The following is a 21,673-nucleotide window of genomic DNA, read 5'->3' as shown; positions in this document are numbered from 1 at the left end:
TGCGGGAACACTGACAGCGGTTGTCAGGGTTTGCTGGCACCGTTGCCGGCATGACCACACCACTGAGCGGGAAGGTGGCGCTCGTCGCCGGGGCCACGCGCGGGGCCGGGCGGCAGATCGCCGTGCAGCTCGGCGCCGCCGGAGCCACCGTGTACTGCACCGGCCGCACCACCCGCACCCAGCAGTCCGAGTACCAGCGCCCCGAGACCATCGAGGACACCGCCGAGCTCGTCACCGCGGCCGGCGGCACCGGCATCGCGATCCAGGCCGACCACCTCGACCCGGAGCAGGTCCGGGGCGTCGTCGAGCGGATCGACGCCGAGCAGCGGCGGCTCGACGTGCTCGTCAACGACATCTGGGGCGGCGAGGGCAGCTTCGCCTGGGACAAGCCGCTGTGGGAGGACGACCTCGAGCGCGGCCTGCGGCTGCTGCGCCGGCAGGTCGAGACGCACGTCATCACCAGCCACGCCGCGCTGCCGCTGCTCGTGCGCAAGCCCGGTGGCCTGGTCGTCGAGATGACCGACGGGACCGCGGAGTACAACGCCCAGCGGTACCGGGTGAGCTTCTTCTATGACCTGGCGAAGGCCTCCGTGCTGCGGATGGCCTTCGCGCTCGCGCACGAGCTGGAGCCGCACGGGGCCACCGCGGTCGCGCTCACGCCGGGCTGGATGCGCTCGGAGGTGATGCTCGAGCACTACGGCGTGACCGAGGACACCTGGCACGACGTCACGGAGCCGCACTTCGTCATGTCGGAGTCGCCGGTGTACGTCGGGCGGGCGGTCGCCGCGCTCGCCGCCGACCCCGACGTGGCCCGCTGGAACGGCAGGTCGCTGTCGAGCGGCGGGCTGGCGCAGGAGTACGGCTTCACCGACGCCGACGGGAGCCGGCCCGACTGGTGGCGGTACGACGCCGAGGTGATGACGCCGGGCCGCCCGGCCGACCCCACGGGCTACCGTTAGCCGTGCGCGTCTCCCGGCTCATCTCGCTCGTCCTGCTGCTGCAGGCGGGCGGGCCGCGCACGGCCGCCGAGCTGGCCGCGGAGCTGGAGGTGTCGGAGCGCACGATCTACCGTGACGTGCTGGCCCTGTCCGCGGCGGGGGTGCCCGTCTACGCGGAGCAGGGCCGCGCCGGCGGCTACCGGCTGCTCGACGGTTACCGCACGCGGCTCAACGGCCTCAGCCGGGCCGAGGCCGAGGCCCTGTTCCTGTCCGGGCTGCCCGGCCCGGCCCGGGACATGGGCCTCGGCGAGGCGCTCGCGGCGGCCGAGCTGAAGGTCGCCGCCGCCCTCCCGGGCACCCTGCGCCAGGCGTCGGCGAGCGCCCGCCAGCGCTTCCACCTCGACGCTCCCGGCTGGTTCCGCGACGCCGACCCGCCGCCGCTGCTGGCCGGCCTCGCGCGGGCCGTGTGGGAGGACCGGGTGGTGGCCGTCGTCTACGCGGGCCGGGCCGCCGAGGTGACCCGCACCGTCGAGCCGCTCGGGCTGGTCCTGAAGAACGGGACGTGGTATCTCGTGGGCCGCGTCGGCGCGACCCCGCGCACCTACCGCGTGGACCGCGTCCGCTCCGCGGCCGAGACCGGCGCCCGCTTCGACCGCGACGAGTCCTTCGACCTGGCGTCGTTCTGGGCCGAGCAGGCCGCCGGCTTCGAGCGCGCGCTGCTGTCGGAGACGGTGACGGTGCGGCTGAGCGAGGCCGGCGTGCGCCACCTCCGGCACGCGGTGGAGCCCCTCGCCTACCGCGCGGCCCTGCAGAGCGCGACGGCGCCGGACGCGGCCGGCTGGGTGACGGTGACGCTGCCCTCGGAGTCCGTCCGGGTCGCCCACTCGCAGCTGCTCTCGCTGGGCCCGGAGGCGGAGGTCCTGTCCCCGCCCGAGCTCCGTTCGCTGCTCGCCGGCTCGGCGGCCCGCCTGGCCGCGCTCTACGCCGGCGGATCGTGACTAGAGTGGGGCCGGTGAGGGAGACCGAGAACCTGTGGCTGCGCAAGGTTGCCGAGGACCCGGGGCACTCGCAGTGGTACATCGAACGGTTCCGGGCGATGGCCGAGCGCGGGGAGGACCTGGCCGGTGAGGCGCGGTTCATCGACGCCATGGTGCCGCGCAAGGCGCGCATCCTCGATGCCGGATGCGGCAGCGGGCGGGTGGCCGGGGCGCTGGCCGCCGCCGGGCACGACGTGGTGGCGGTCGACCTCGACCCGCAGCTGATAGCGGCGGCGCGGGAGGATCATCCCGGGCCGCGGTACCTCGTCGGGGACCTCGCCGAGCTCGACCTGCCCGACCGGTTCGACGTCGTGGTCAGCGCGGGCAACGTGCTCGCGTTCCTCGCGCCGTCCACGCGGGTGGACGTCCTGCGCCGGTGCGCGGCGCACCTCGCGCCCGGTGGACGGGTGGTGACCGGGTTCGGGGCCGGCCGCGGGTACGAGTTCGACGCCTTCCTCGCCGACGCCGCGAGCGCCGGGCTGACGCCCGACCACCTCCTCGGCACGTGGGACCTGCGGCCCTTCACCCCCTCGTCGGACTTCCTGGTGGCGGTCTTCAGCGCCCGCTGACGCCGGCCGCGGTGTCCAGGATGTGCTCCGTGGCACGCAGCAGGCAGGTGCGCCAGTTCTCGCCGGGCTCGCGGAACTGGTCGGCCTGCGCGAACGCCCAGTCGAAGGCCAGGCCGGTGAGCCGGCCCGCCTCCGCCTCGTCCGGGACGTCGAAGCGGATCCAGGTGTACACCTCGTCCCAGAGCTGCTCGCGGAGCCGGTGCAGCTCGACCCGGGGGTCGTCCGCCGGCCGGGGCCGCGGCGCCGGCTTCCGTTGCGGAAGCGGTGGCAGCGGCGCGCCCGGGCCGGCGAGCCGCTGCCGAAGCGGGACGCGGCCCTCCCCGGCCCGCTGGGGGAGCGGCGGCACCGGCAGGCGCTGCGGGAGCGGCATGCTGGAGACCGCGACGCTGTGCAGCCGGGCCGGCGCGTCCGTCCCGTGCCGGACGGTCTCCGCGCCGGGTCGCGGGATGATCGACATCCAGTCGTTCAGGCTGTGCAGCCGGGCCCGCTGGATGATCCGGTCGGCCTCGCGCGCGGCCTCGTCCACGATGCGCCGGGCGTGCTCCTGCGACTCCTCCAGGATCCGCCGCGCCTCGGCCCGCGCCTCCGCGACGATCCGGGCCCGCTCGGCACCGGCCCGCTGCAGGGTCCGGTCGAGGTGATGGCGCGCGCCGTACCCGTCGGTGTTGTACTGCGAGACCCGCCGCACCGCCGACCCCGACCGCACGGTCCGGGCCGGGTTCGCCGGGTTCGCCGGGTTCGCCGGCTCGGCGGGCGACCGGGCCGATCGTGGCGGCGGCGTGTACCGCCCGGCGGCGCTCTGCACGATCTCCTCGGCCCGCTGCCGGGCCCGGTCGAGCGCCGCCGCGACCTCGAGGTCGGCGATGCGCCGGGCGCGGGCCATGATCTCGGACGCGACCTCCAGGGCCGTGGCCTCCCACTGCCGCTGCTGCTCGGCCAGCCGGTCGCCGGTCTCCACGCCGGCGGCGCCGTCCTGCGCGCGCTGCTTGACCGCGGCGAGCCGGCGCAGGACGTGGCCCCGGTCGGCGTGCGGCCGGGCCGGGTCGAGGGCGCGCGCCGACCGCAGCTCGGCGACCAGCCGGGCCACCGCGGCGGAGCGCTCAGCCGAGGTCATGCGCGCTCCAGTCCCGTCCGGCGCGGTGCGGCGAGGGCAGCGGCTCCCAGCACCGGGCCAGCTCGGCGCCGACGCGTACCGCCGGGGCCTCCAGCAGCGCGACGATCCGGCGGGGGCGCATCGGCCCGTAGATCTGCTGGACCAGCCGTTGCTGGGCGTCGTCCATCGCGGTGACCCGCTGGTCGAGCCACCCGTGGGTGTCGAAGCGCCGGCCGGGGTCGAGCGCGGGCGGGGGGGCCGGGCGGGGACTCAGCGCGTTCCACTGGTCGGTGAGCATCCGGTCCCAGCGCCAGCCGCGCAGCAGGAAGGCCAGCGAGAGCGCGTCGAGGAACGGGGCGGGCACGTCGTCGCGGCCCGACATCCGCACGAGGGTCAGCGCGTTCTCGACGGCCTGCGGCGCGTCCGCGTCGCTGCCGCCGAGCAGTTGCATGATGTCGACGGTCTCGCTGTACGAGTCCATGAAGAACACGTCGAACCGTGACGACTCGGCGAGCCAGAGGCCGTCGCCGCGGCGGTCCCGGTTGGCCGCGGCGAGCTGTTCGCTGTCGTGGTTCATGAGCGGGCGGGTCATCGTGGGCCCCGGTGCGCGGGGCCGGCTGGTTCTCGGTCCATGTGACCTGTCTCACAGAGTTTGACGTTTCGGGTCCGGGGGGACCTCTAGGTACTGGAGCCACGAGGCGCGACCGCGCGGTTACGTGGCGAACGAGCGAGGCACGGTCCGCCGTGTCTTGAGGGGGCCCGCCGTCCCGCGCTCCGGCCAAAGAGAAGGTCGGGTCGGCGGGCCCAGCTTCAGCCGTCGATGAGCAACTGGCTCAGGCTGCGGCGGGCGAGCGCGAGGTTCGACCGCACCGCCTCCGGCCGCTTGCCGATGATCCGCGCGATCTCCAGGGGCCGGTAACCGTCGAACACCAGAGCGAGGATCTCCCGCTGGCTCGGCGGCAGGGACCGGATCGCGCGCCGCGCGACGTCCTGCTCGGCGTGGTGGCGGGCCGGGTCGCCGGCCGGGCCGGCGTGGTCCGGGGGTGGCTCGAGCCGCTCGTGGGACACGCCGGCGGGCACCGCCGCGGCGCGCAGGCGCATCGCCCGCAGCCAGTTGTTGCGCGCGACGACCCGGATCCAGGCGGCGGGCTTGTCGATCCGGCGCGGGTGCAGCAACAGCGACATCATGGCACTCTGCACGGCGTCCTCCGCCTCGGCGGGATCGGCACCGAACCTGATCAGGAATGCGACCACGGGGCCGAACTGGGTGCGATAGAAATTCTCGAAAGCGGTTGGCGTCATCGAGCCTTCTCGCGGATCGTAGACCATTTCGTCTCCGCTGCCGTAATGGACGGATGGCCGGGCGGGGTCGCCGCCCGGCCGGTGTTCGTCAGGGCCGCTCGCGAACGAGCGTGATCATTTCGAGAAACCGTCGGGTGTACGGCGCGGCGACATATCCGCAGCCGAGCGCGCAGCACGCGAAATGCATTCCGTCGACCCAGGCGCCCGGCACCGCGGCGGGCGGCAGCAGCCCGATCGCGGCTCGTGACAGGCTCAGCACGGCCAGTGTGACCGCGGCCCGGTGGTAGTACTTGAACAATCCGAACACCTTTCGGTATTCGGCGGCGGACACGACGGTCCGCCCTGACCCGCGCGAGGCCATGGCACTCCCTGTTGATGTCTTGAGGGGACCGCACTCAATCGCTCCGGCCAAGAAGGTTCGAGTGGGGTCCAGCGGCACGAACCGGGCCACTATAGCGAACCGGACATCGCCCGCCGGCGAATGCGGCGAGCGGGTCGCCCTTTCCCGCGGCGGCCCGGATCCCGGGCTGACCTGGCTCGACGACCGGGCGTCGCAGGCCCGTCACGGCGCGCGCCCGAATCTGCAAGTTGCAGCGCATCGGGCGCAGCAGGCGATATTTTCGGTCGTCTATTGCAAAAGCGTCATGACACCGCAGCGGCCGGTAATGGTCACGGTTTCGTAGCGAAGGGCGTGTCGGGCCGGCACGCCCGCTTGGTACGGTGCGGCGTGCCTACCAGCTACCTGTCCTGGGGCGAGGCCGTCGCGCTGTTCGAGCGGCGCGGCCTGCCGGAGTCGACGTACCGCAACCTGTACGACGAGGAGTACATCCTCGTGCCGGGGCCCGCCACGGTCGGCGGGACACTGTCGCTCTCCGACCACGAGCACACCCCGTGGGGCACCGGGGAGACGGCCGAGCGCGCGACCGGGTACGTCGTCGACGGAGACCTCACGATCGACGGCAACCTCATCGACGAGGACGACGGCGCGCAGGCGCTCATCGTGCTCGGCCGGCTGCGGGTGGGCGACGTGTTCTTCGGCTGCGACCCGAAGCTGCTCGTCCTCGGCGACCTCGACGCGCGCACGTTCGGCGGCACGATGACCGACAAGCTGGTCATGGTCCACGGCGACCTGCGCGCCACGGTCACGGTCCTCGACGACGAGTTCGTCCCCGACCTGGTGACCGGCACGGTGCGGACCCGCCTGGTCGCACCGTCGTACATCGAGCTGGAGCGGGTCGAGGACCCCACCCCCGGCCGCCCCCTGGCCGACCTGGTCGTCGCCGAGGTCCTCCGCGAGGACGGCACCGACATCGACATCGACGCCTGGCGCGAGCGCATCGAGCGGGACGAGCCGGTCCTGCGCTGAGGGTCTCCCGTCGGTACCACGATTCGCCCGCCCTCCGGCCATCCGTATCCCCGAGCGGAATCCGCTCGTTAGCCGACTGGGACCCGTACCGAGGACGGTGGTGTCACGATCATGGACGATGTGTCCGCATGGCCTTGGCGGAAGAGCAGCCGGAGCGCGATCACCAATGACTGTGTCGAGGTGGCGGTCCTGCCCACCGGCGTCGCCGTCCGGGACTCGAAGGACCGGCGCGGGCCGCACGTGATGGTGAACGCGGCCGCCTGGGACGGTTTTCTGGCGCATCTGCGCGCCGGGGCATTCGACCGAGGCTGACGGTCAACCGTCGTCGGCGTACCGCGCGGCCAGGCGCCACAGTCGCCGTGGTCGGTCGCTCAGCGTCCGCGCCGGCGGCTGAGGTAGAGGGCGACGGCAGCGCCGAGCGTCGCGCCGATCACCACGGCCACCGCCCGGTCCGTCGACCGCCGCCGGGAACGCGAGGCGGACGCCGGTGCCGGGTCCGGCGCCACGTCCGGGACCGGCTCTGCGGCATCCCGCGCGGCCGCCTGCGCGCAGGCGGCCGTCAGCAGATCCACGAAAGCTCGCCGGCGCCGCGACTTGAGGTACGTAGGCCAGTACTCCTGCCACCACTCGCGCGCCAGGGCGCTCTCGAACAGCCGGGTCGCGCCGGCCCGCACCGCGTCCTCGGTCATGGCGTCCATGTCCCAGCACATGGCCCAGTGGCTCACCGTCAGGTTGGCGTAGACCTTCAGGACCGCGTCAGGGTCGCTTGCTGGACGACGGCCCTCCACGAACAGGTACCGGTGGTCGTCGAGGGCGAGCCGGACGAGTTCGAAGTGCCGCTGCCGCAGCGAGTGCACCTGCGTGATGCGGTTCTGCCGCCACTGCAGCAGTAGCGAAACCGCCACACCGCAGAAGGCCAGGCCGGACAGCACCGCGGTCGTGGCGCCGTACGCCTGGCCCACGTCCGCCAGCAGGTGCCAGTCGACGGAGGCTGACCCGACGCCGGCCAGCAGAAGCGGCGACGCGACGACCAGCACCACCAAGACGGCGCTGAGCGCCGTGACCGACGCGACGGTGGTGGCGGGCGAGCGCTTCATGTCGCGCTCCGCCCGAGAGCCCGGGCATCCATGGGTCTCATTGTGGCCGGAGCCTTCAACCGGCCCGTGCTCGGCGTGCGGGGCGCATTCGTGGCGACCGCGCCCTGGGGCGCTGGCCGCGCCGTCCGGGGCGTGGTTCGACCCGATTGCTCAGGTTCGTCCCGCCCGTGCCGATGACATCGATCGGCAGTTCACGTGTGGGTGAGGGGCAGGGTTGTGATGGCCGGCAGCAGCGGGCGCGGCGGGTGGTTCGCGAACCTCGGGGTCGCGACGAAGATCCTGACGGCCGTCCTGACCGTCGTCGTGGTGGCCGCCGTGGTGAGCGCGATCGGGCTGCTGCGCATGGGCGCGCTCAACGACGATCTCACCGGCATGAAGGAGCAGCACGTCAGGACGATGTCGTACGTCGCCGCGATCCGCGGGGCGATGGCCGACGGGTACCGCGCGCTCGTGCTCCAGCTCGCCGCCACGACCGACGCCCAGCACGCCGAGGCGCAGCAGCTGTCGGCGCAGTCCGACAGCGCCGTCGACCGGGCGCTCGCGGCGTACACCACGGCGGCCGCCGGCAGCCGGCACGACGCGCTCGACAAGTTCGGCACGGCGTCGCGGGACTACCGGACGCTGCGCGACGTCGTCATCTACCGTAAGGCACCGCCCGCCGGCTTCACCATGCCCAGCGACGTGCGGGGCGCCTTCCAGAGCGCCGAGACCGCGATGAACGAGGCCGCCGTCGCCCTGGAGGAGGCCGAGGTCAGCTCGGCCGACCGGATGGCCGCCGACGCCACCGACTCGTACCGGCGCTCCCGCGCCGTCGTCCTCACCTGCCTCGTCGCCGGGCTGCTGCTCGCGCTCGCCCTCGGCCTGTACGTGGCCTCGCGCATCAAGCGGCAGGTCCGCAGCGCCGGCGCGGCGCTCGACGCGGTCGCCGACGGCGACCTGACCAGGCCGGCCGAGGTGCTGTCCAGCGACGAGATCGGGGCGATGGCCGCGGCCGTCAACCGGGCCCGCGACGGGCTGCGGGAGACCGTGGCCGCGCTGGCCGGCAGCGCCCGGACGCTCGGCGTGTCCAGCGGGCAGCTCGACGGCGTCGCCGCCCGCATCGCCGCCTCCGCCGAGGAGGCCGCCGCGCAGGCCAACGTCGTCGCGGGGGCGGCCGAGGAGGTGTCGTCGAACGTGTCGACGGTCGCCGCCGGCTCCCAGGAGATGGGCGCCTCGATCCGCGAGATCAGCCAGAACGCCAACGACGCCGCGCGGGTCGCCGCCGAGGCCGTCGGGGTCGCCGGGACCACGAACCGGATCGTGTCGAAGCTCGGCGAGTCCAGCACCGAGATCGGCAACGTCGTCAAGGTCATCACCGCGATCGCCGAGCAGACCAACCTGCTCGCCCTCAACGCGACGATCGAGGCGGCCCGGGCCGGCGACGCCGGCAAGGGGTTCGCCGTGGTCGCCGGCGAGGTCAAGGACCTGGCCCAGGAGACGGCGAAGGCGACCGACGACATCGGCAAGCGGGTGCAGGCGATCCAGGCCGACACCGAGAACGCGGTCGAGGCGATCGGCGAGATCAGCCGGATCATCGGCCGGATCAACGACTACCAGGTGACGATCGCCTCGGCGGTCGAGGAGCAGACGGCCACGACGAGCGAGATGAGCCGCAGCGTCGGCGACGCCTCCGACGGCAGCGCGAACATCGCCACGAACATCGGCGGCGTCGCCGTCGCCACCCAGCGGACGACCGCCGCGCTCACCGAGGCGAACGCCACGGCCGCCGAGCTGTCCCGCGTGTCCGACGAGCTGCAGCGGGTGGTCGCCCGCTTCAGGGTCTGAGCACGCAGCCGCGCTCTCCCCCCGCGATCCAGGTTGCAAACGCGGTGTCAGGGGAACTCGGCGGGTGCCCGCACCGCACCTGTGGCCGCCGAGGAGAGTGCCATGCCGAACGTCCTGAACGGCGCCGACACCGCCTGGGTGCTGATCTGCGCCGCGCTGGTGTTGTTCATGACCCCTGGCCTGGCGTTCTTCTACGCCGGCCAGGTGCCGAGCCGCAACACCCTGGCCATGCTGCAGCAGAACTTCATCCCGCTCGGCGTGGTGAGCATCACCTGGATCCTGCTGGGCTACACCATCGCGTTCGGCGACGACGCCGGCACCGGCCTGGTCGGCAACCTCAAGCTGTTCGGGCTGATGCGTGCCGGGACGACGCCCGCGCCCGCGCCCGCGTTCCACGTGGTGGCCCCGGGCGTCACCATCCCCACGCTGGCGTTCGTGACGTTCCAGATGATGTTCGCGATCATCACCCCCGCGCTCATCACCGGGGCGACCGCGGGACGCCTGCGGCTCTTCGGCTGGGCGGTCTTCATCGCCGTCTGGTCGGTGATCGTGTACGCGCCGATCGCGCACTGGCTCTGGCACCCCGGCGGCTGGCTGGCCAAGTTCGGGGCGCAGGACTGGGCCGGCGGCCTGGTGGTGCACACCTCCGCGGGCGCCGCGGTGCTGGCCATGCTCCTCGTCGTCGGCCGCCGCCGGAACTGGCCGCGCGTGGGAACCCTGCCCAACTCGCTGCCGTTGACGATCGTCGGCGCCGGCATCCTCTGGTTCGGATGGTTCGGCTTCAACGCGGGCGACGGGCTGCGCGCGGACGGCATCGCGGCGCAGGCGCTGCTCAACACCCATGTCGCCGCGGCGGCCGGCCTGGTGGTCTGGCTGATCCTGGAACGGCTCCGCAGCGGCCACGCCACGGTGCTGGGTGGTGCGTCCGGCGCCGTCGCCGGCCTCGCGACGGTCACCCCGTGTGCGGGCTTCGTCAGCACGTTGTCGGCACTGGCCATCGGGGCGATCGCGGGCCTCGTCTGCTACCTGGCGCTGCGGGTGAAGTACTTCTTCCGGTTCGACGACGCGCTCGATGTCGTCGCCGTGCACTTCGTCGGCGGCATGACCGGCACCCTGCTGCTGGGCTTCTTCGGCCAGCGATCGGCCAACAGCCTCGGCGCCAACGGCCTGTTCTTCGGCGGTGGCGGCGGCCTTCTCGGCCGCCAGGTCGTCGCGGTGCTGGCAGTCGCGGCGTTCTCGTTCTGCCTCACCTGGGTCATCGCCTTCGCCGTCGAGAAGACCGTCGGCCTGCGGGTCGCACCGGCCGACGAGGGCCGCCTCGACCGGGTCCAGCAGGCCATCGAGGCGTACCACCTCGACGCGATCTCGGGCCTGCCCGGCTCGGGCGGCCCGGAAGCCAAGCCCGCGGCCGCGCCCACCAGGGCGGCCCCACGCCCCGTGGCCGCCGGGCCCGACGGCACCACCAGCCTCGTCACCGGCCTGCTCGATCCCGAACGCGTCCACACCGACGAGCTCGAAGACGCCCTGGCACACGCCGGCGCAACATCGGTCGTGGTCACCGAGGCACACGCCGCCGTCGAGACACCCCAGGCACAGACGGTCCGCGGATACCGGCGCAACCTCGAACTCGTCAGCCGGCTGCGGGTCGAGGTCCTCGTCCCCGAACGCAACGTCGGGGCGGTCCTGCACCTGTTCGACCGGTTCTCGGCCGAACACCCGGAGGGATTCGTGCAGGTCGTCACGCCCAGCGCCAGCGTCGAGCGTTGATCGCGCCGCCCGGCCGCGCCCGCTGAGCCGCTGCGCTCATCGCCGGCGCCGCAGCGACCGCAGCGTCAGCATGAGTGCGACGAGGACGAGCAGCACGAGGGCGAAGGTCAGCATCGGACGGTTCGAGCTCAGCGTGCCGAGGAAGGCTCCGCTGACGTAGCCCGCGAGCCCGAGCAGTCCCAGCGCCGCGCCCTGGGATGCCTTCCGGCGGGCCTGGCCGCTGCCGGTCATCCAGGCGACGAGGCGTTCCCCGGTCTTCATGACGGTTCCCGAGTGGTACGTGATCGTGGTGGCGATCCCCGCGGTCCGGACGAACAGCCCGCCGAAACAGCCCATGAAGAAGGCGCCCGCGGCGGCGAGCACGGCCCGCGGGCCCGGGGCACCCGGGACACCGCGGTCGAGCGCGGCGTCCACGACCGCCCAGAGGATCAGGGCGGCGAGCGCCAGACCGAACTCGACGACGGCGGGATCCGGACCGCGAACGCGGCGCACCCGGGACGCGATCCCCGCGCCGACGCCGAACGCGCCGATCGAAGCCGCCGATGCGGGCCACAACGGGTCGTGGCCGGCCAGTCCCATGCCCACGTGGATGAGATTGCCCGACTGGTTGGCGACGAAGACGCCGTACCGCGTCAGGGCCAAGGCGTCCATGAGGCCCGCGACAGCCGTGGCCATGGCCAGTGCCAGCACCGGGAATCTGAACTCCGCTTGGGAGTCCGGCGCCCCCACCCGGCTCAGTGCTTCGGTCTGGCGGTGGTGACCGCCGTCGCCTCCTCGACTCGCTCGTGGTGCGGAATCGGGGCGAAGTCCCGCTTCGGCAGCAGGAACAGCCAGGTGGCGACCACGAACGGCGCCGTCAGCGTGGGGACGCCCAACGGCGTCAGCGCGGTGGTGAGCGCGGCCTGCACGCCGACGGTGGTGAGCGTCCCGAGCAACGCATAGGCGGTCACGGCCGCCGACGGCCGGTAGAGCACCGCACCCAGCGCGACCGCCGTGAGCACCGCGTTGAAGCCCCAGATGCCCTTGCCGACCGGGTCGCCGGGCACGCCCAGGCCGACCGCGACGAGGGTGCCCACCACCGTGCCCAGGATCGCGGCGAGGGCGACCACGCGGGAGTTGACCGCCAGCGCGACCAGGATGACGGCGCCGCTGATCCAGTCGTCGATGAGGAAGACCTGGGCGACCCCCTTCGCCATGCCGGTGGCCAGGTACTCGACGGTCAGCGGCACATGGGCGGACTCCGGCGGGGCCGGGAGCGCGGGGTGACTCAGGGTGCTGATCCTGATCCGGGCGAACTGGTAGGCGCCCATCAGCAGGAACCAGGACGTCAGCACGAACGGGAAGGTCAGGGCGGCCACGCCCCAGGTCCCGAGGACGTTGCTCAGCGCGAGCGTGACCACGGTGGTCACGGCCGCCCCCACCACCACGTACACCCACAGCAGCGGCCGGACCGCGAGGAACGTGGGCAGCGCCGCGCCGGTCAGCAGCGGGCTGAACCCGAACAGGCCCTGCCGCCACGACGACGCGTCGACCCGCAGCAGCAGGGCCGTGAGCGTGCCGACGACCAGCGCCACCAGCACGCCGACGAGGACCGCCGGGGTGCCCGTCCGGATCGAGCCCCAGGCGATGGCGGCCAGGATGAGCAGGCCGGTGAGCGGGTTGTTCTGCAGCATCACCTGGCTGGCACCGCGCAGGCACGCGTCGACGAACCGCCCGGCCGGGTGCCGGTCGGCCATCGAGTCCCAGGTCCGGACGATCCGGTTCACCGCCATCAGCGCCAACTGAACGCCGGCGCGAGCGGCACGCCGACGATCTCGCGGCGGACCAGCGCCCAGAAGTCCCGTACCGCGGCGCGCACCGGTTCCGAGTCCGCCCCGAGCACCTTGTAGATCAGGCCGGCGCCGTTCGGCAGCCGGCTCACCCCGGCCACGACCGGGTCGGCCGCGCCGAAGGTGACCGGGACCTGGTCGATCACGCGCTCGGCGCGGGCGGCCGAGGTGAGCAGGACGACGTTGGCGAGGACGTGGAACCCGGCCATCACCGCGCAGCGATCGACCGGAAAGCGACCCGGCTCGACGACGAACTTCTCCACGAACAGTTCGCGGCCGTCGGGGCGGGCGACCCGCAGCGTCGAGGAGAACAGGTCGTACCCGAACAGTTCGCTGTCGCGGTGGTACTTGCGGCCGGGCAGGATGATCTCGGCGTACAGCATCGTCGCGCTCTCCGGCAGCGACACCCGGGTCCGGGTGATGTACCGGCTGTTCCGGTACGGGATCACCGGGTCCGGCAGGTACTCGAGATACGCCCCCTCCTCCAGCGCGATGTCCTGCGTCTGCGCCGCGTAGTTCGCGTCCATCTGCTGGATCTTCGTCGCGGACTGGGTCGTCAGGTGGGCCTGCGCGTGCTCGGCGAGCCGCACCCGGATCGTGTGCCGGTCACCCTGCAGCAGCCCGCCCGACGTCGTGATGATGAACACGCAGGCGAGGCCGGGCATCGCCTCGTCCCAGTACAGGGCCTGCTGCACCAGCAGCGGGGCCTGCCGGTGCAGGTCGGCGAGGATCGTCCGGTCGCCGCGGCGCTCGAACCCGAGACGCAGCACTCCGCGCTTGCCGGGCGCGCCGCTGGGCAGCTGCGCCGGCTCGTCGTGGTACGGCGCCAGCTCGACGGCGTCGTCCAGCTCGGTCATTCGTTCAGCGCCATTCCGAACAGGGTCTCGCGGCGGATGACCGTGAGGACCTCGTCGACACCCTCGCCGGTCTTGCAGTTGGTGAAGACGACCGGCTTGCCGCCCCGCATCGTGTCGGCGTCGCGCCGCATCACGGCCAGATCCGCGTCGACGTAGGGCGCCAGGTCCACCTTGTTGACCACGAGCAGATCCGACCGCGAGATGCCCGGGCCGTTCTTGCGCGGGATCTTGTCGCCGGCCGCCACGTCGATCACGTAGACGAAGAAGTCCACCAGGGCCGGGCTGAACGTGAGGGTGAGGTTGTCGCCGCCGCTCTCGATCAGGACGACGTCGGTGTCGGGGAACCTGGATTCCATGTCCTCGACCGCGGCGAGGTTCATGCTCGGGTCCTCCCGCACGGCGGTGTGCGGGCAGGCGCCCGTCTCCACCCCGATGATCCGGTCCGCCTGCAGCACGCCGGTGAGCACCCGCCGGACGTGCGCGGCGTCCTCGGTGGTGACCACGTCGTTCGTCACGACGAGCACCCGGAGCCCGCTGGCGACCAGCCGCGGCACCAGCGCCTCGATGATCGCCGTCTTCCCGCTGCCGACCGGCCCCCCGACACCGATGCGACTGGCTGTCTTCATGCTTCCCCCGGTGAAATCTCGGTGAGCCTCGGTGAGGCTGCGTGAACCTCGGTGACTCTCGGTGAGCCTCAGTTGATGAACATCCGAACGTGCGCCCGTACGTGCGCCGCGGCCAGGACGTCGGTCACCGGCGCGAACGACGACATGTCCTCGATCGTCGCCGCGGCCACGCGTTCGTAGTGCCGGTGTGCCGTGGCGTTGACGGCGAACAGCACCGTCTGGGCGTCGAGATGGTGGATCGGCATGAGCCGGACGGCGGCGCCCAGGATCATCGCCGCCGTCCCGTACTGGTGCGCGGCGAACGCGGCCTCCTCGGGCAGCCCGAGCACGGCGAAGAGCACCCCGGCACCGACCGGGTACGTGCCGGGAACGGTGCCCGCGGCGATCTCCCCGGCGTGCCGGGTCAGGACCGGGTCCGCGACGACGGCGGCGGCGCCCTCCACCAGCTTGCGGCCCATGCGGGTGGTCATCGTGCGCATCTCCTCGTTGAGCTTGCGCGCGTAGACGGCCTCGTCCGCCCGCCTGACCCGGTCCGCGTCGCCGGCGCGGGTGGCGCGGTGGCTCTCCAGCAGCGCGATGCCGTCAGTGCCGGCCGCGACGTGGGTCGCGGTGCGCACGAACTCCTCCAGCGTCGACCGGTCGTGGACGACGCCGTGCTGCACCGCCGGCTCCAGCGCGTTGGAGAACGAGAACGCCCCGACCGGGAACATCGAGTCGGTGAACTGGAGGACCCGCATCAGCTCCGGGATCATCGGTGCCCCCGGGACGACGTTCAACCGGGCTCCGCGGCGAGATGCGCGTGCCCGGCCACGTCGGCCCCGCCGAACAGCCGCCGTGCCTCGTGCGGGGCCAGGAACGCCAGGACCTCGGTGCCGTCCACGAACCCGTGGGAGACCCCGGCGAACGCGTGGGTCCGCATGACCGAGTCCATGACCTTGCGATCGACGGTGACCGGTACGTACACCGTCGTGCCCTTCACGACGGCCGGCCAGTGCTGGTTGCCGATGGCGTGCCCGAACTCGACCGCCGTGCGGACCAGCGTCTCGGGCGGGAGCGACGCGACCTCGCCGAGGTCGACCGCCATCACCTCGCCGAGCATGAGGTGGACGACGGTCGCCGTGCCGCCCGGATCGTCCCAGGCGAGGATGTCGCCGTCCCTGAGCCGCGTCCCGCGCCCCAGCGACAGCGCCACCTCGACCCCTCCGCTCGTGTGCTTGCGCAGCCGATGCTTCTGGGCCTCCCACTGGTCCAGGACGAGCCGGTCCACGTGGATCCCGGCCAGCCGGTCCTGCCAGCCGGGGTCGGCGGCGTTGCCGAGCACTGATTCGACGAGCATCGCGCGCTCCCTCTTCGTCGGGTCAGCTGAAGAAGTACAGCTGGTTCATGGAGAGCGCCGAGGCCGGCGGCACGGTGGCGTGCACGCCGTCGACCTTGACGGCGAAGGTCTCCGGGTCGACGTCGATCTGCGGGGTCTTGTCGTTGCGCACCATGTCCTGCTTGGTCAGCCCGCGCGTCCCCTTGATCGGCATGACCTGACGCCGCAGGCCGAGCCGCTCGCCCACGCCGGCGTCGTAGCCCGCCTGCGACATGAACGTCACGCAGGTCTGCGCCTGCGCCGCCCCGAACGCCCCGAACATCGGCTTGTACATCACGGGCTCGGTCAGCGGCAACGACGCGTCCGAGCTTCCGGCGGCCGCCCAGCTGATGACGCCACCCTTGATCACCATCTTCGGCTTGGCGCCGAAGAAGCCCGGTTCCCACAGCACGAGGTCGGCCAGCTTGCCGTGCTCGATCGAGCCGAGCACGTGGGCCACGCCCTGGGTGATGGCCGGGTTGATCGTCACCTTCGCGAGGTACCGCAGCACCCGGAAGTTGTCGTTGCCCGGCGCGTCCTCGGGGAGCTTGCCGCGGGCGGCCTTCATCGCCTGCGCGAGCTGGATCGCGCGCAGGAAGCTCTCACCGACCCGGCCCATCGCCTGGCTGTCGCTGGAGATCATCGAGATGGCGCCGAGGTCGTGCAGGACGTTCTCGGCGGCGATCGTCTCCGGCCGGACCCGGCTCTCGGCGAACGCGACGTCCGAGGGGACCTTCGGGTTGAGGTTGTGGCAGAACATGATCATGTCGAACAGTTCGGACTGCGAGTTGACGCCGTACGGCAGCGTCGGATTCGTCGAGCTCGGCAGGACGCTCGTCTGGCCGGCGACCTTGATGATGTCCGGTGCGTGCCCGCCACCCGCGCCCTCCGTGTGGAAGGTGTGGATCGTGCGGCCCTCGAACGCGGCGATGGTGTCCTCCACGAAGCCGCTCTCGTTGAGCGTGTCCGTGTGCAGGCTGATCTGGATGTCGAAGTCGTCGGCGGCGCTCAGCGCGGCCCTGATCACCGAGGGGGTCGCACCCCAGTCCTCGTGGATCTTCAGCCCCGCCGCGCCGGCGGCGATCTGCTCGTCCAGCGGTTCGCGCGTCGAGCAGCTGCCCTTGCCCAGGAACCCGAGGTTGACCGGCACGCCCTCGGCGGCCCGCATCATCGTGGCGAGGTTCCACACGCCGGACGAGATCGTGGTGCCGTTGGTACCGTCCGTCGGCCCGACCCCGCCGCCCCAGAGCGTCGTGATGCCGTTGCTCAGCGCGTCGTACGCCTGCTGCGGCGACACGTAGTGCACGTGCGCGTCGAACCCGGCCGCGGTCAGGATGAGGTGCTCCCCGGAGATCGCGTCCGTCGCCGGGCCCACGGCCAGGCTCGGGGTGACGCCGTCCATCGTGCTGGGATTGCCGGCCTTGCCGATGCCGACGATCAGGCCGTCCTTGATCCCGACGTCGGCCTTGACGACGCCGACGACGGCATCGACGACCACCACGTTGGTGATGACGAGGTCGAGCGCTCCGCCCGCGCTGGACAGCGAGTTGTCCATCCCCATGCCGTCGCGCAGCGTCTTGCCGCCGCCGTAGATCGCCTCGTCGCCGAGCACGCGCAGATCCTGCTCGATCTCGATGTACAGGTCGGTGTCGCCGAGACGAATCTTGTCGCCGAGCGTCGGACCGTAGAGGTCGACGTACTGGCTCCGCGATATCCGGCTCATCCCCGCCGCTCCTTCGCGCTCGGCTTCCTCGACGTGGCCGGTGTGCCGGTGCCGTCGCCCTCGCTCGTCGCCGGGCGGGACTTGAAACCACGCCGGGCGGCCCGGGCGGCCGCCTCGCTGCGCTCGGGCTGGTACCCGGGGGCGCCCGTGCCGGCCCAGCCGTCCACCAGACCGTTGAACCCCTGCACCCGCTGCTTCCCGCCGAACGGGACGAGGGCGATCGTCTTCCTGTCGCCGGGCTCGAACCGCACGGCCGTGGTCGCCGGGATGTCCAGGCGCATGCCGAAGGCGGCGTCACGGTCGAACTCGAGATAGCGGTTGACTTCGTAGAAGTGGAAATGCGAGCCGACCTGGACGGGTCGGTCTCCCGTGTTGACAACCTCGATCGTCGAGGTCGGCCGGCCGGCGTTGAGCTCCAACGGCTCGTCCGCGAGCACGTACCCGCCGATCGGCCGGATCGCCTTGTGCCGGGTCTCCGCATGGCTGGGCTTCGACATGTCCGCTGCTCCTTACCGGATCGGGGTGTGTACCGTGACCAGCCGGCTTCCGTCGGTGAACACGGCTTCGACCTGGATGTACGGCACCAGGTCCGCGACGCCTTCCATGACGTCGTCCTTGCTCAGCGCGGACCGCGCCTCCGTCATCACGTCCTCAACCGTCCTGCCCTCCCGGGCGCCCTCGAGCGCCGCCGCGCAGATGACCGCCACCGCCTCGGGATGGTTGAGCTTCAAACCCTTCGCTTTCCGCGCCTGGGCGATCTGCGCCAGGGAAAGCACCTGCAGCTTGTCGATTTCTCTGGGAGTGAGCTTCATGACACGCGTTCCAATCTGTCCGCGTCGCTGTGCGGGCCAGACGGCCGGTGTGCGCCCCGCGTCTCGCGATGCCCGCAGCGAGCCTGGCCAGCTGCGATCCAGCCTAGTCATGATCATCGTGCGCGTCGGATGAACAGGGGAACGGCCCGGCCGGCGCCGGGGTGAATTCATGGGACGCGCGGCGGTTGATGCCGCCCTCGGACCCCTGGCGATCACGCTCGGGGCGAACTGGAGGGGGAGTTGCCGCCGGTCGCATCGAACGCGACACCCGCAAACGTCTGACCATGTCCGGTGTGGACGGTGGATGTCACGCGCGCACCGTGCGGGTGATGGCGGACGCCACCGACGGCGAGGCTCCCGATCGGGAACCCCGCCGCCGGCACCGCGGCTAGGCGCAGGTCCAGATCATCCGTGCGGCCCCTTCCACGCCACACAGATGCGCGCGGCCGGCCGCCGGGTTGGGTGGCTACGCGGCGCCGAGCCGCCGGGCCACCGCGTCGCGCACGTCGTCGTCGCCCGGGACAGGCACGCCGGCCGCCTCGGCCATCCGGCGCAGGGAGGTCATCGTGACGCCGTCGAGCCGGCAGGCGACGAACCGCTCGTAGACGCTCAGGTCGGAGTCGACGTTGATGGCGAAGCCGTGGCTGGTGACGCCCCCGCGGATGCGCATGCCGATCGACACCAGCTTGTGGTGCTCGGGCGTCCAGACGCCGACGAGGGAGTCCCCGCCTGCCGGGGTCTCCCGCCGTACCGTGGGAAAACCGAGATCCGCGAAGGCCTCGATCAGAGCGAGCTCGAGCCAGCGGACCACGTCGCCCGGCCCGCGCTGTTTCAGGTTGACGACGAGGTAGCCGACGAGCTGCCCGGGCCCGTGATAGGTCGCGTGCCCGCCCCGGTCGACCTCGACGACGTCGAGCGACCCGTCCTGCGGCAGGTCCTCGGCGGGCGTGTGCCGGCCGTACGTGACCACGGGCGGATGGCTGAGCAGGAAGAGCCGGTCGGGGACGGCGCCGGCCTGCCGTTCGGCGACCCAGCCCCGCATGGCCTCGACGGCCGCGCCGTAGGGCACCTCACCCAGATCCACCCGCACGATGTCCGCCACGCCCCCATCCTGCCGCGCCCGCGCCCCGCCCGGCGTGCGACGAGCGTCACCCGCCCGCCGGACCCGGCCCGGCGCGGACCGGCAGCGACGTCGGGGCGTGGACGATCGGGTCGTGGGCGCGCCACGTGACCGGGCCGTCCAGGGACAGCCGGGGGAACCTCGCGCGCAGCGCCGTCAGGGCGGCCTGGGCCGTCAGGCGGGTCAGGGCGGCGCCGGGGCAGTAGTGCGGGCCCAGGCCGAAGGACAGGTGCGGGTTGGGGGAGCGGGACGGGTCGAAGCGCTCCGGGTCCGGGAAGCGCGCCGGGTCGCGGTTCGCCGCCGCCGTCATCACCACCAGCTCGGCGCCCGCCGCGACCGGGACGCCGGACAGCGCCGTCTCGCGGGTCGCCCGGCGCAGGACGCCGAGGACCGGCGGGGCCAGGCGGGTCGCCTCCTCGACCGTGCCGGCCAATGTCGCCGGCGTCAGCGCCGGCCAGCGGGAGGCGTCGAGCAGCAGGAGGTGCACGGCGTTCGCGACGAGGTTCTGGGTGGTCTCGACGCCGGCGAACAGCAGCATCAGGCTGTGCGCGCCGGCCGTGTCGTCGTCGCCGGGCCAGGCGGCGCGCAGGTGGGCCGGCACCGGGGCCAGGCGGGCGCCCGAGGCGAGCTGGTCGCGCACCGCCTGCGTCGCCTCCGCCATCGCGGTCAGGCCGGCCTCGCGGGCCGCCGGGTCGCGCGCGTCGGCGTCGGCCCGCTCCAGGGCCCGCGCGCGGGCGAGGAAGGCCTCGGTCTCCGGGCCGGGCCGGCACAGCAGGCCGGCGACGACCCGCGCGGCGAGCGGGTGCGCGTAGTCCAGCAGGACGTCGAAGCCGGCCGCCGGCAACCGGGCGGCCAGCCGGAGCGCGAGGTCGTCGATCGACGGGGCCAGGCCGGACACCGTGCGCGGGGACAGGGCGCGGGACACCGGCGCCCGCCGTACCGAGTGCTCCGGCGGATCCTGGAAGAACAGCCACCGGGCCGACCAGTCGGTGAACCCGGCGAGCCGCGCCCGGTCCCGCGGCGGCACCCGGGGCACGACCGCCGAGGAGAAGGTGGCCGGGTCGCGGAGCACGGCGGTGACGTCGGCGTGGCCGGTCACCACCCAGCGGCCCTTATCCCAGAACAGCGTCCACCGCCTCGACGGCCCGGGCGAAGCGCTCGTCGTGGCTGCCGGTGAGGCGGACGTACCGCCGGCCGAGGCGCTGCAGCTCGCGCTCGGTCGCGACGGAGTAGTCGAACCGCTCGGCCGGCCGGTCGTACGCGGAGTGGCCGGTGAACGGCAGTTCGGCGGAGGCGAACAGGTACAGGTCGGCGGTCTCCTGCTCGGCGGCCTCGCGCAGCCACTCGGGGGAGGCGCCGAAGAGCCGCTCGCTCCACAGCCGCACCGGCAGCAGGCCCGTGTCGCAGAACAGCACCCGGCTGGCCCGGCGCGCCAGCCGGTCCTCGGTGGTGCGCTGCAGGTGCGCGACCCGCGTCACCGCCGAGGCGGCCAGGTCGGGCCCGCCCGCGGTCCGGGCGGCCTCGGGGACCCACACCGTCGCGTAGTGCTCGGCGAGCCGCTTGGCGAGGGTCGTCTTGCCGGTGCACTCGGCGCCGACGATGCGCACGCGGCGCGCGTACCAGGCCCGCACCGGCGGCGGCAGGTACCGCTCCCAGCCCCACGGGTCGGCCCGCACCCGCGTGCCCGACACCGGGACCGCCTGCCGGTCGACGGTGACGAGCCGGGCGCCGAGCCGCTGCACGAAGCCGGGCTCGTAGGCCTCGCCGGCGACCAGGTAGTCGGGCCGCACGTGGGCGAGGATCCGCTCGGTCCACGGCGCGCCGTCCTCGATCGCGGCGACGGACACGCCCGGGAACAGCTCGGCGAGCCACTCCTGGCGGACCGCGAGCGGCACCGGGTCGTCGGCGCCGGCCCGCACGAAGACCCACACGTTCGCGGCGTGCGCCCGGGCGATCTCGATGAGGTACCGGTGGCCGTCGTGCACCGGCAGGAACCGCCCGAGGACCACGGCAGCGGCGTCCCCGCCGCCGGGCGGCGGCCCGAACTGCTCCGGGGAGAAGGCGGCCAGCCGGGACTCCTTGGCCTGGGCCGCGGCGGCGTCGAGCTCCTCGGCCGTGGGCGGGTCGTCATAATAGACGAAGCTCGACCCGTACCACGCCGTCGGCGGCTGCGCGATCGTCATCCCGGCAGGATAAGCCCGCCCTGCCACCCCGACCGGCGCTCCGCGACAAGATCGAGATGGCGTGGGCCCTGTCCGGCGCCGAGCGGTCCCGCCGGCGCGACGAGCTGCCGGACGAGCGCGGCCGGCCGTAGGGCCGGCCCAACCACGGCGGCCGGGCCGGGCTGCGGCTCCGACGC

Annotated in this window: 25 protein-coding genes; 8 read left to right on the top strand and 17 right to left on the bottom strand. The window is 73.0% G+C overall.

Annotated features, from left to right (window positions below):
• Positions 1-50: 50 nt before the first annotated feature.
• The 3 genes from IEZ31_RS16715 (at position 51) to IEZ31_RS16705 (ending at position 2,544) form a co-directional block, all read left to right on the top strand.
• Positions 51-959: an SDR family oxidoreductase gene (locus IEZ31_RS16715; protein WP_190250778.1), complete on the top strand. Its 909-nt coding sequence runs from the start codon at positions 51-53 to the stop codon at positions 957-959.
• Between the two features lie 2 nt (positions 960-961).
• Entirely contained in the window at positions 962-1,936 is a 975-nt protein-coding gene (locus IEZ31_RS16710) for a helix-turn-helix transcriptional regulator (RefSeq protein WP_190250777.1), read from the top strand.
• A 98-nt stretch (positions 1,937-2,034) separates the two neighbouring features.
• The gene (locus tag IEZ31_RS16705) at positions 2,035-2,544 is read left to right on the top strand and encodes a class I SAM-dependent methyltransferase (RefSeq protein WP_190250855.1); all 510 of its coding nucleotides are present in this window, start codon (positions 2,035-2,037) and stop codon (positions 2,542-2,544) included.
• Here IEZ31_RS16705 and IEZ31_RS16700 read toward each other — a convergent pair.
• The 4 genes from IEZ31_RS16700 to IEZ31_RS16685 all read right to left on the bottom strand — a co-directional run bounded on the left by IEZ31_RS16700 (position 2,531) and on the right by IEZ31_RS16685 (position 5,270).
• Entirely contained in the window at positions 2,531-3,658 is a 1,128-nt protein-coding gene (locus tag IEZ31_RS16700; RefSeq protein ID WP_190250776.1) for a hypothetical protein, read from the bottom strand. The two genes, IEZ31_RS16705 and IEZ31_RS16700, sit on opposite strands and share 14 nt — an antisense overlap.
• Positions 3,645-4,214, bottom strand: coding sequence for a hypothetical protein (locus IEZ31_RS16695; RefSeq protein WP_190250775.1), 570 nt, complete (start codon positions 4,212-4,214; stop codon positions 3,645-3,647). The genes IEZ31_RS16700 and IEZ31_RS16695 overlap by 14 nt, the downstream gene beginning before the upstream one ends.
• Positions 4,215-4,447: 233 nt before the next feature.
• Positions 4,448-4,939, bottom strand: coding sequence for a sigma-70 family RNA polymerase sigma factor (locus tag IEZ31_RS16690; RefSeq protein WP_190250774.1), 492 nt, complete (start codon positions 4,937-4,939; stop codon positions 4,448-4,450).
• A gap of 88 nt (positions 4,940-5,027) precedes the next feature.
• On the bottom strand, positions 5,028-5,270 hold the full coding sequence (locus IEZ31_RS16685) for a hypothetical protein (protein ID WP_190250773.1): 243 nt from the start codon (positions 5,268-5,270) through the stop codon (positions 5,028-5,030).
• 91 nt (positions 5,271-5,361) lie between these two features.
• Between IEZ31_RS16685 and IEZ31_RS16680 the strand changes: the two genes are divergently transcribed.
• From IEZ31_RS16680 to IEZ31_RS16670, 3 genes are all read left to right on the top strand, one after another.
• Complete coding sequence (locus IEZ31_RS16680; RefSeq protein WP_190250772.1) at positions 5,362-5,622, top strand: hypothetical protein; 261 nt, start codon at positions 5,362-5,364, stop codon at positions 5,620-5,622.
• A gap of 44 nt (positions 5,623-5,666) precedes the next feature.
• The gene (locus IEZ31_RS16675; protein ID WP_190250771.1) at positions 5,667-6,305 is read left to right on the top strand and encodes a hypothetical protein; all 639 of its coding nucleotides are present in this window, start codon (positions 5,667-5,669) and stop codon (positions 6,303-6,305) included.
• A gap of 111 nt (positions 6,306-6,416) precedes the next feature.
• Positions 6,417-6,617 carry a DUF397 domain-containing protein gene (locus tag IEZ31_RS16670; protein WP_190250770.1) on the top strand — a complete coding sequence of 67 codons (201 nt, stop codon included), beginning with the start codon at positions 6,417-6,419 and terminating at the stop codon, positions 6,615-6,617.
• A gap of 59 nt (positions 6,618-6,676) precedes the next feature.
• On the opposite strand, the gene IEZ31_RS16665 is transcribed toward IEZ31_RS16670, so the two are convergent.
• On the bottom strand, positions 6,677-7,402 hold the full coding sequence (locus tag IEZ31_RS16665; RefSeq protein ID WP_190250769.1) for a DUF6082 family protein: 726 nt from the start codon (positions 7,400-7,402) through the stop codon (positions 6,677-6,679).
• 219 nt (positions 7,403-7,621) lie between these two features.
• Here IEZ31_RS16665 and IEZ31_RS16660 point away from each other — a divergent pair, with 219 nt between their 5' ends.
• Both IEZ31_RS16660 and amt read left to right on the top strand, forming a co-directional pair.
• Positions 7,622-9,226: a methyl-accepting chemotaxis protein gene (locus tag IEZ31_RS16660; RefSeq protein ID WP_190250768.1), complete on the top strand. Its 1,605-nt coding sequence runs from the start codon at positions 7,622-7,624 to the stop codon at positions 9,224-9,226.
• Between the two features lie 102 nt (positions 9,227-9,328).
• Positions 9,329-10,993, top strand: coding sequence for an ammonium transporter (gene amt / locus IEZ31_RS16655; protein WP_190250767.1), 1,665 nt, complete (start codon positions 9,329-9,331; stop codon positions 10,991-10,993).
• Positions 10,994-11,029: 36 nt separating this feature from the next.
• On the opposite strand, the gene IEZ31_RS16650 is transcribed toward amt, so the two are convergent.
• The 12 genes from IEZ31_RS16650 to IEZ31_RS16595 form a co-directional block, all read right to left on the bottom strand.
• Positions 11,030-11,668 (bottom strand): DUF1275 family protein, encoded by a 639-nt coding sequence (locus IEZ31_RS16650; protein ID WP_190250766.1) that lies wholly within the window; start codon positions 11,666-11,668, stop codon positions 11,030-11,032.
• Between the two features lie 59 nt (positions 11,669-11,727).
• Complete coding sequence (gene yut, locus IEZ31_RS16645) at positions 11,728-12,765, bottom strand: urea transporter (protein ID WP_190250765.1); 1,038 nt, start codon at positions 12,763-12,765, stop codon at positions 11,728-11,730.
• Complete coding sequence (locus IEZ31_RS16640) at positions 12,765-13,679, bottom strand: urease accessory protein UreD (RefSeq protein WP_190250764.1); 915 nt, start codon at positions 13,677-13,679, stop codon at positions 12,765-12,767. Before IEZ31_RS16640 ends, yut begins: the two co-directional genes overlap by 1 nt.
• The gene (ureG, locus tag IEZ31_RS16635) at positions 13,676-14,305 is read right to left on the bottom strand and encodes an urease accessory protein UreG (RefSeq protein ID WP_190250763.1); all 630 of its coding nucleotides are present in this window, start codon (positions 14,303-14,305) and stop codon (positions 13,676-13,678) included. The genes IEZ31_RS16640 and ureG overlap by 4 nt, the downstream gene beginning before the upstream one ends.
• 68 nt (positions 14,306-14,373) lie before the next feature.
• Positions 14,374-15,081 (bottom strand): urease accessory protein UreF, encoded by a 708-nt coding sequence (locus IEZ31_RS16630; RefSeq protein ID WP_229835238.1) that lies wholly within the window; start codon positions 15,079-15,081, stop codon positions 14,374-14,376.
• Positions 15,078-15,641 (bottom strand): urease accessory protein UreE, encoded by a 564-nt coding sequence (locus tag IEZ31_RS16625; protein WP_190250762.1) that lies wholly within the window; start codon positions 15,639-15,641, stop codon positions 15,078-15,080. Before IEZ31_RS16625 ends, IEZ31_RS16630 begins: the two co-directional genes overlap by 4 nt.
• A 22-nt stretch (positions 15,642-15,663) precedes the next feature.
• The gene (locus IEZ31_RS16620) at positions 15,664-17,382 is read right to left on the bottom strand and encodes an urease subunit alpha (RefSeq protein WP_190250761.1); all 1,719 of its coding nucleotides are present in this window, start codon (positions 17,380-17,382) and stop codon (positions 15,664-15,666) included.
• The gene (gene ureB, locus IEZ31_RS16615; RefSeq protein WP_190250760.1) at positions 17,379-17,879 is read right to left on the bottom strand and encodes an urease subunit beta; all 501 of its coding nucleotides are present in this window, start codon (positions 17,877-17,879) and stop codon (positions 17,379-17,381) included. Before ureB ends, IEZ31_RS16620 begins: the two co-directional genes overlap by 4 nt.
• A gap of 12 nt (positions 17,880-17,891) precedes the next feature.
• Positions 17,892-18,194: an urease subunit gamma gene (locus IEZ31_RS16610; protein ID WP_190250759.1), complete on the bottom strand. Its 303-nt coding sequence runs from the start codon at positions 18,192-18,194 to the stop codon at positions 17,892-17,894.
• A gap of 466 nt (positions 18,195-18,660) precedes the next feature.
• Positions 18,661-19,296, bottom strand: coding sequence for a lipoyl(octanoyl) transferase LipB (gene lipB / locus IEZ31_RS16605; RefSeq protein ID WP_229835237.1), 636 nt, complete (start codon positions 19,294-19,296; stop codon positions 18,661-18,663).
• A 46-nt stretch (positions 19,297-19,342) separates the two neighbouring features.
• On the bottom strand, positions 19,343-20,416 hold the full coding sequence (locus tag IEZ31_RS16600) for a cytochrome P450 (protein WP_190250758.1): 1,074 nt from the start codon (positions 20,414-20,416) through the stop codon (positions 19,343-19,345).
• Positions 20,417-20,426: 10 nt separating this feature from the next.
• Positions 20,427-21,497: an AAA family ATPase gene (locus IEZ31_RS16595; RefSeq protein WP_190250757.1), complete on the bottom strand. Its 1,071-nt coding sequence runs from the start codon at positions 21,495-21,497 to the stop codon at positions 20,427-20,429.
• Positions 21,498-21,673 lie beyond the last annotated feature (176 nt).

It is taken from the genome of Dactylosporangium sucinum (assembly GCF_014647515.1).
Taxonomy (GTDB): domain Bacteria; phylum Actinomycetota; class Actinomycetes; order Mycobacteriales; family Micromonosporaceae; genus Dactylosporangium; species Dactylosporangium sucinum.
The sequence above is the reverse complement of the archived record's forward strand: the minus strand, read 5'-3'. Positions and strand labels throughout refer to the sequence as shown.

Coding starts and splice junctions, on each gene's coding strand:
- yut (WP_190250765.1), bottom strand. CDS start 12,765: ATGGCGGTGAACCGGATCGTCCGGACCTGGGACTCGATGGCCGACCGG.
- IEZ31_RS16595 (WP_190250757.1), bottom strand. CDS start 21,497: ATGACGATCGCGCAGCCGCCGACGGCGTGGTACGGGTCGAGCTTCGTC.
- IEZ31_RS16640 (WP_190250764.1), bottom strand. CDS start 13,679: ATGACCGAGCTGGACGACGCCGTCGAGCTGGCGCCGTACCACGACGAG.
- IEZ31_RS16625 (WP_190250762.1), bottom strand. CDS start 15,641: ATGCTCGTCGAATCAGTGCTCGGCAACGCCGCCGACCCCGGCTGGCAG.
- IEZ31_RS16610 (WP_190250759.1), bottom strand. CDS start 18,194: ATGAAGCTCACTCCCAGAGAAATCGACAAGCTGCAGGTGCTTTCCCTG.
- IEZ31_RS16660 (WP_190250768.1), top strand. CDS start 7,622: ATGGCCGGCAGCAGCGGGCGCGGCGGGTGGTTCGCGAACCTCGGGGTC.
- IEZ31_RS16715 (WP_190250778.1), top strand. CDS start 51: ATGACCACACCACTGAGCGGGAAGGTGGCGCTCGTCGCCGGGGCCACG.
- IEZ31_RS16695 (WP_190250775.1), bottom strand. CDS start 4,214: ATGAACCACGACAGCGAACAGCTCGCCGCGGCCAACCGGGACCGCCGC.
- IEZ31_RS16690 (WP_190250774.1), bottom strand. CDS start 4,939: ATGACGCCAACCGCTTTCGAGAATTTCTATCGCACCCAGTTCGGCCCC.
- IEZ31_RS16620 (WP_190250761.1), bottom strand. CDS start 17,382: ATGAGCCGGATATCGCGGAGCCAGTACGTCGACCTCTACGGTCCGACG.
- IEZ31_RS16670 (WP_190250770.1), top strand. CDS start 6,417: ATGGACGATGTGTCCGCATGGCCTTGGCGGAAGAGCAGCCGGAGCGCG.
- IEZ31_RS16650 (WP_190250766.1), bottom strand. CDS start 11,668: ATGGCCACGGCTGTCGCGGGCCTCATGGACGCCTTGGCCCTGACGCGG.
- IEZ31_RS16700 (WP_190250776.1), bottom strand. CDS start 3,658: ATGACCTCGGCTGAGCGCTCCGCCGCGGTGGCCCGGCTGGTCGCCGAG.
- IEZ31_RS16705 (WP_190250855.1), top strand. CDS start 2,035: ATGGCCGAGCGCGGGGAGGACCTGGCCGGTGAGGCGCGGTTCATCGAC.
- IEZ31_RS16665 (WP_190250769.1), bottom strand. CDS start 7,402: ATGAAGCGCTCGCCCGCCACCACCGTCGCGTCGGTCACGGCGCTCAGC.
- ureB (WP_190250760.1), bottom strand. CDS start 17,879: ATGTCGAAGCCCAGCCATGCGGAGACCCGGCACAAGGCGATCCGGCCG.
- ureG (WP_190250763.1), bottom strand. CDS start 14,305: ATGAAGACAGCCAGTCGCATCGGTGTCGGGGGGCCGGTCGGCAGCGGG.
- amt (WP_190250767.1), top strand. CDS start 9,329: ATGCCGAACGTCCTGAACGGCGCCGACACCGCCTGGGTGCTGATCTGC.